This window comes from Glycomyces sp. NPDC021274 (assembly GCF_040641195.1).
Classification (GTDB): Bacteria; Actinomycetota; Actinomycetes; order Mycobacteriales; family Micromonosporaceae; genus Glycomyces.
Genome location: NZ_JBFADC010000066.1, coordinates 1 through 1388, shown reverse-complemented (window position 1 = coordinate 1388; position 1388 = coordinate 1). Strand labels below are relative to the sequence as shown.

Below are 1388 nucleotides of genomic sequence, written 5' to 3'. Positions count from 1 at the left end.
ACGAATTCGACACCTTCGGTGTGCCGATGGAGGGAAGCCGGCAGCGGTACAAGGAAACGGTCGAGGCCGTCCTTCGGTTGTGGACCGAGAAGGGCGTCTCGGAATCCAGCGAGTTCTTCCAGTACTCCGGTGTCAACTCCCTTCCGTCGGTGGTGCAGACGCCGCATCCGCCCACCTGGGTCGCCGGCCTGATGTCGCCGGAGACGTTTTCCTGGGCGGGTGACCGCGGGCTGAATCTCCTCATGGCGTCTCCGCCGCGTGCTGCGGAATTGCCCAAGGCCCGGGAGAACGTAGAGCTCTACACGTCGTGCTTCCAGGAGGCCGCAAGGGAGACCGGGGGATCGCCGCGGGTCGCGATGAGCATCCCGCTGATGATCGGTGAGACGGACGCAGACGCGGTGGACAGGGCGCTGCCTCGACTTCGGGCGCACTGGCAGGTGTTCGGTGAGGCCGCCGAGTCTCTGCTGCATACGCATTCGTCGGATTACGCGAAGTACCCGCAGATCGTGAAGAGCATCAAGGAGATGACCGACGACGATCTGATCGAGACGGCGATCGTCGGCTCACCGGAGACGGTCACGGAGCGGATCGTCGAGTTCCAGCGCGCGCTGTCCGTGGACACGTTCCTGTGGCACATCGACTACGGCGGCCAGGCGTTCAACGACATGGCCGGCAACCTCCGGCGCTTCCACGAACAGGTGCTGCCGCGTCTTCCCGAGTGATGCAGCGGGCCTCTGCGCCAGCAGGCAGGTGAAGCCGGCGCTCGGGGAGGGGCTCGACGGACCTCCTCCAGCGGGTGGCGAGCGGGAGTCGTCTGCCCCTTCGCCACCCCGGCGCGGCTACCTGCACTTCTGCATGCCTCTGCTGTCACGCCGTCAGCTCTCGCTCGACAACCGCTCACAGTACGTCGCTTCGAGGTATAGACTTCGAAACATCGCTTCGAGGTATACGACTCGAAAGCTTCTGATGTCACTCAGTAGTCGACGGCCCGGGGCTCGTCGCGCCCGGGCGATGCTCGACTCGAAACGAGGACGGGAGATTCGTGACAGCAACCACGGGTGTCGAACCGACGGCACGAGCTGGCCATCCGCGGCGGCGCGGAGCTCGGCGCATCGCTTCAGGCGCGGCATTTCTGGTCATGGGAATGGTATCGGTGATGAATCTCGCGATACCGACCATCTCCACCAGTGATCTGCATCCGTCGGCGACTCAGTTATTATGGGTCGTCGACGGATACACCATCGTTTTCGCCTGCTTATTGGTTCCAGCAGGCGCGCTCGCGGACCGTTATGGACGTAAAGGTTTTCTGCTCGTCGGCCTGACGGTATACCTCATCGGCTGTCTGGCTTCCGGGCTGGCCCCGACGATCGCATTGCTCCTTGCCGCGC

Annotated in this window: 2 protein-coding genes; both read left to right on the top strand. The window is 63.9% G+C overall.

Features of this window, described 5'->3' with window-relative positions; genetic code table 11:
- The coding region (locus AB0I03_RS26600; protein WP_360417356.1) for an LLM class flavin-dependent oxidoreductase at window positions 1-722 on the top strand (722 nt) is incomplete at its 5' end.
- A gap of 320 nt (window positions 723-1042) precedes the next feature.
- Window positions 1043-1388, top strand: a 346-nt coding sequence (locus AB0I03_RS26595; protein ID WP_360417354.1) for an MFS transporter, incomplete at its 3' end; no start/stop codon positions are given.